We start from the raw sequence: 4,970 nt of genomic DNA, 5'->3' as shown, positions 1-4,970 counted from the left end.
CCTTGAGACCACGCAGCCGGGGCACGAGCTGGAAGCCCACGAGATGGCAAAGGGCGAAACTCATATCGCTGACCCCGCCGGTATCGACATAGTGCGTTTCGATGGCGAGGTCGCTGCCATGGTAGAGCAGGCCGTCGAGGACATAGATGGCCTCGCTCGCATTGGCATTCATGGCGATGATATGGAAAGCGCCGTACTGGTCGGAGGTGAAGCGATAGAACTTCGCGCCGGGATTGGGACCATACCGGCCGTTGAGGTCGCCGATCGCCTCGGCGTGGCCGCCTGCCGGAAAATACTGGCCGTCTGAAGACGACGTAGTTCCATCGCCCCATAGACTTGCCAGAGGCAATTGCCTCTGGGCGTTGACGAGAATGGCCTGCGCGGCGGCGTAGCCTTCCTCACGAATGTGCCAGTCATGCGCCCAGGCGAGTTGGCGCATCGTGATTCCGGGGGAAACGTCCGCCATTCTGGTGAGACCGAGATTGATGCCGTCCGCCAGGATGGCGGTGAGGAGCGCAAGCTTGCTGTCGGCTGTTCGCCCGCTGCGCAGATGGGTGAAAGCGTTCGAAAATCCCGCACGGGCGTCCACCTCAAGCAAAAGGTCGGTGATACGGATCGCGGGCAGACGGCTTTCCACTTTTGGCTTCAGTGACTTTGCGATGTCTGGAAACATGGCCTTATGCGGCGTGACGCTGAACCCGGCACCGGTCAATTCGACATCATCGAGCTCGCCGGCTGAGGCCAGACGGGAGAGGTCAGCCAGCCCATCGTTCAGGATCCGGCGCTGCTGGTTGAGATAAGTTTCCACATCGGTATCGACGGCGACCGGGAGCGGCCCTTCCTCTCGGATCAACTCGAAAGTCGGCGTAGGAATGAGAAAGCTCTCGAAGGACTGGAAGCGCTTGGCGCCCTCCACCCAGACATCACCAGCATCAAGGCGGCGTTTCAGTTCGCTGAACAGGCAGAGTTCATAGGCCCTGCGATCGATCTTGCCATCCTGTAGTATGAGAGGCATCCAGCCTTTCGGCGCGAAGGATATGGGAGCGTTGTCCGGTATCGTCCGTTTCCCTGTGCGGTAGAGATCGGTGATCATGGATAGCGCCCGCAGGAGATTGGCTGCCACAGCGTGACCCCGGAATACGAGAGTCGAGAGGAACTGCGGCGCCAGTTTCCGGATTGTCGGATAGCGCTGGAGCATTTCGATCTTGCCGTCGATGACATCCGGCGCGATCAGCGTATCGACCGCTTGAACACTGGTCGCAAACGCCGGCCATTGAATGACTTGTTCGAGTGCTTTGGCGATATCCTCGCCTTTTTCCCTCGCCTCGATGATCGTATGGCAAGCTTTCGAAACGTCCTTCAGCGGTTTCTGCACCTCTCGAACCGACCGCGTGACGCGAGAGTCAGCCTGATTGTTGGCTCGTCGCGTCAGAATGCCCATGAGCTTCTTGAACATGTCGATGGCGCAGTCGGTGAGATGGCGGGAAAGGTGGAGTGCCGTGGCGGCCAGGACGGCATGCCGGCGTTCAGGGTTGAGGTCACGCAGATGCTGCGCGCTCATTCGCGTCCCCTCTGCGGCCAATTCGTCAAAGACCTTGGCAGGAATGCGCTCCATCAACATCATCGACAGGTTCAGCGACCGGAGAAAGCGAATACGCTCGGCAATCCTGTCCAGATTGGCGGCGGCGGGCGACAATGCCGGTGTTCTCGCCCAGGCGAGGACGGTCACGTTTGTCCCCTCACGCGGATCGAGAAGCTTGTCCAGATCGAATTTCTGGCCTTCAGATAGTCCGCCGGCCAAGGCCCGATGAGCGATACGAATGCCGCGCCTGATCGCCACATGAATGATAGCCTCGAGTGCCGGCCGCGCTGGCAGGAGAATTCTCCGACGTTGCAGTTCCTCCACCGCCATATCCGCCAATACATCGGCCTGGCGCAGGGTTTGCGCGGCAGGCGTCAGCCAGGCAGTGAGTGCCCGCACGTCCGAAGGCACAAACGGACGCATCTTCATTCTGTCGAAAAGTAGGGCCAGATGCTCGCGTCGTGTCTGCGGGCGCTCGAAATAACGGTCGATCTCACGGTGATCGACGCCGATCTGCCTCGCCAGAAATCGTAAGACGCCGAGCGGCAAGAGCTCGCCATCCACAAGCGGTCGGCCCGGATATCGCAGCGTGGCCAGAACACAGGCAAGACCCAACCGGTTCGATGCCTTGTTTTGTCGCATGATCAGGTCGAGATCCGAGCGGTCCAGCGTGTAATGTTTTGCGATCGCCCTTTCGTCATCCGGGATGCTCGTCGCCTGTTGCCACCATGCTTCGCTCAGTAAAGCTCTTCGCGCCATTCTCTGATCTTCCAGTTTCGTTGCGGAGAGTACAGCGAACCGGAAAATGCGTGTCCGACAAACGAACGTTTCGCGGCATCTACAGATTTTGTCCGCAAATCTTGTCATGAAACGGCAAATCGGACAATGTCCGAATTCAACGGAAAAACGGACAAATCACAGATCATGACCGCCATAGGCTATGCAAGGGTCTCTACAGGGGATCAGGATACGGCGCTGCAACTCGACGCCTTGCGCAAGGCGGGCTGCGAGAAGCTGTTCGAAGACAAGGCGTCCGGTCTGAAAACCGATCGTCCGGGGCTGACTGACGCCATCCGCTATGTTCGCGATGGCGACACGCTTACGGTCTGGAAGCTCGATCGCCTCGGCCGATCGATGAAACACCTCATCGAGACCGTCACCGAGCTGGAAGCCAAAGGCGTGGGCTTCAGATCCATCACCGAAAACATCGATACCACAACACCGGGCGGTCGCCTGGTCTTCCACCTGTTCGGCGCGTTGGCGCAATTCGAGCGCGATCTCATCAGGGAACGAACCCGTGCCGGACTGCAAGCCGCAGAGGAACGAGGCCGACGCGGCGGGCGTCAGACGGTCGTGACACCCGAGAAGCTCGCCAAGGCTCGCCAGCATCTGGCGGCCGGCCTCAACGTGCGAGAAGCTGCCGCCCGCGTGAAAATCGGCAAAACCGCGCTCTACCAAGCGCTCAAAGCCGAGAAATCAACCGCACCAAAGATCAATCGGACGTAAGTTCCGCATACGTTCTTAAAAGTCGGACAGATCCATCACTTTCGTGTCGTGACGCCAAGATCTATGCAAAGTGGGATACGCATGTGAATTCTGGTGGATGAAAATTCAGGTAGGGGAGACCTTATATTTCCGCTGTTAGCTCACCCGGCCACCAGAGCCTCCTGGAATTCGCGTACTGATCTGAAGTATGTGCCAGGCAGTGACTCGGGCTTCGCCATGCCGAATGCCCGGCCGCCCATCGTCAGCTTCATTCGTCTGGGCATCTTACCGCGCAACCAGTGCATCTGTCGTGCGAGGTCCTCTGGATCGAGGATGGCGCTTGCAAGAACGATCATATCCGCATCGACGATCTCCGCAGCCTTCGGCAATTCCAAGATCGGCATCTGAGGACCAAAATATACCGCTCTCATGCCACAGCTTTGTGAGGCAACGGCTGCGGCCAGCAGCCCAAGTTCATGAAGGTCTCCTTCCGGAGTAGCAAACACGGCGCTGCGCCTGATGACGCGCGGTCTGCCGAGCCGCAGCGCTGTAAAAAGCACAGACTTGGCCGATGCGCTGACGATATGCTCGGCCGCGATCCTCGCTGGTTCATCCAGCCAGCGTGCGCTAACCTCAGCAATAAACGGTGAAAGAAATTCGTCTGCAAATGCAGCGGGAYCCAAGCTTATCAATCCAAGTGCAACTTTGGCATCTATCTCATCTTGGTCCAGGGCCAACGCATTTTCAACGAGAGCGGCCCGTCTGAGGAGTTGCTCGTTCGATGAGGTGAGCAGTGCTTTCAGRCTGCTATCGCTGAGATGAGCTATGGTCCCGATGCGGCTGCCCTGCTCTATGCACGCTTTCAGCAGCTTCAGGCGCAGTAGCTGTTTGGCTGTGTATACACGCCGCCCAGTTTCTGTTCGAGTCGGCACAAGGGCGTTGTAGCGGCRTTCCCAAGCATAGATGGTCTGGCTTGGGATGCYCGTCAGTTCAACGACCTGTGCCAGCGTATAAAGAGTTTCAGGCAAGTGTTTCCCCATCCGCCAGTTATCAGCAGAGAACCATTCCCGGCCGAACCTTGATCGAACGCAGCGACTTCCTCTTGGTTCCTGCGCCGCCGGAGTCCCGCCTGAGGTTCCCTCAGCTCGACGTGTTCCGCCGCGCCAGGATTCGCGAGCGGCCTTTGCCGCTATGAATGCTGCCGTTGGAATAAAATCCGAACGCACAGAACGTCGCAGGGCCTGGACATCAACCTAGGGGGTGTCGTCAGTTGAGCGAAATGAACGCGGCGACGAGTTGAACGGCTCCAAGGAAGGTGCCGGCGAGCTTGTCGTATCGGGTTGCTATTGCTCTGAGCTGTTTGATATTATTGAAGAAACGTTCGATGAGATTGCGCTCGCGATAAAGCGCGAAGTCTGTTGATCTGGGCGCAATGCGATTGGCTTTTGGTGGAATCACCGGGGTGATGTGATGTGCTTTGAGATGGTCGATGAGCGCGTCGGCATCGTAGGCTTTGTCAGCCAAGAAGGCTTGAGGATCAACCTCCTCCAGAAGAGGCTCGGCCTGTGCAAGATCCGATGCCTGGCCCGGTGTCAGTGAGATCGCAACCGGATTTCCGAGCGCATCGGCGATCACATGGATCTTCGTCGTCAGTCCGCCTCGCGATCTGCCGATCGCCTGGTCCCCCCTTTTTGCGCGCCAGCACTATGCTGGTGGGCCCGTACGATGGTGGAATCCAGCATCATGTACTCATTGTCGTGATCGGTAGCCAAGTGTTTGAATATACGCTCGAAGACGCGCCGCCTTCGCACCATCGGCGCATCCGTTTGTGGACGATCTTCCAGTCTCCGAACCGCTCAGGAAGGTCGCGCCAGGGTATCCCGGCGCGATATCGATAAAGCAC

At 58.3% G+C, this 4,970-nt stretch carries 3 protein-coding genes and 1 pseudogene; 1 reads left to right on the top strand and 3 read right to left on the bottom strand.

What is annotated here, in order from left to right:
- The coding region (locus AC1D06_RS41765; RefSeq protein WP_477991366.1) for a Tn3 family transposase at window positions 1-2,341 on the bottom strand (2,341 nt) is incomplete at its 3' end.
- A 165-nt stretch (window positions 2,342-2,506) separates the two neighbouring features.
- Here AC1D06_RS41765 and AC1D06_RS41760 point away from each other — a divergent pair.
- Complete coding sequence (locus tag AC1D06_RS41760; RefSeq protein ID WP_477991368.1) at window positions 2,507-3,088, top strand: recombinase family protein; 582 nt, start codon at window positions 2,507-2,509, stop codon at window positions 3,086-3,088.
- A 140-nt stretch (window positions 3,089-3,228) separates the two neighbouring features.
- Here AC1D06_RS41760 and AC1D06_RS41755 read toward each other — a convergent pair whose 3' ends face one another.
- The gene (locus AC1D06_RS41755; RefSeq protein ID WP_477991364.1) at window positions 3,229-4,095 is read right to left on the bottom strand and encodes a MerR family transcriptional regulator; all 867 of its coding nucleotides are present in this window, start codon (window positions 4,093-4,095) and stop codon (window positions 3,229-3,231) included.
- Between the two features lie 238 nt (window positions 4,096-4,333).
- Window positions 4,334-4,970 (bottom strand): annotated as a pseudogene (locus tag AC1D06_RS41750) (IS5 family transposase); the annotation flags it as partial.

This window comes from Rhizobium sp. P2_G2, from assembly GCF_056403555.1.
Note: the sequence above shows the minus strand (reverse complement) of the source record. Positions and strands in the feature narration are given on the sequence as shown.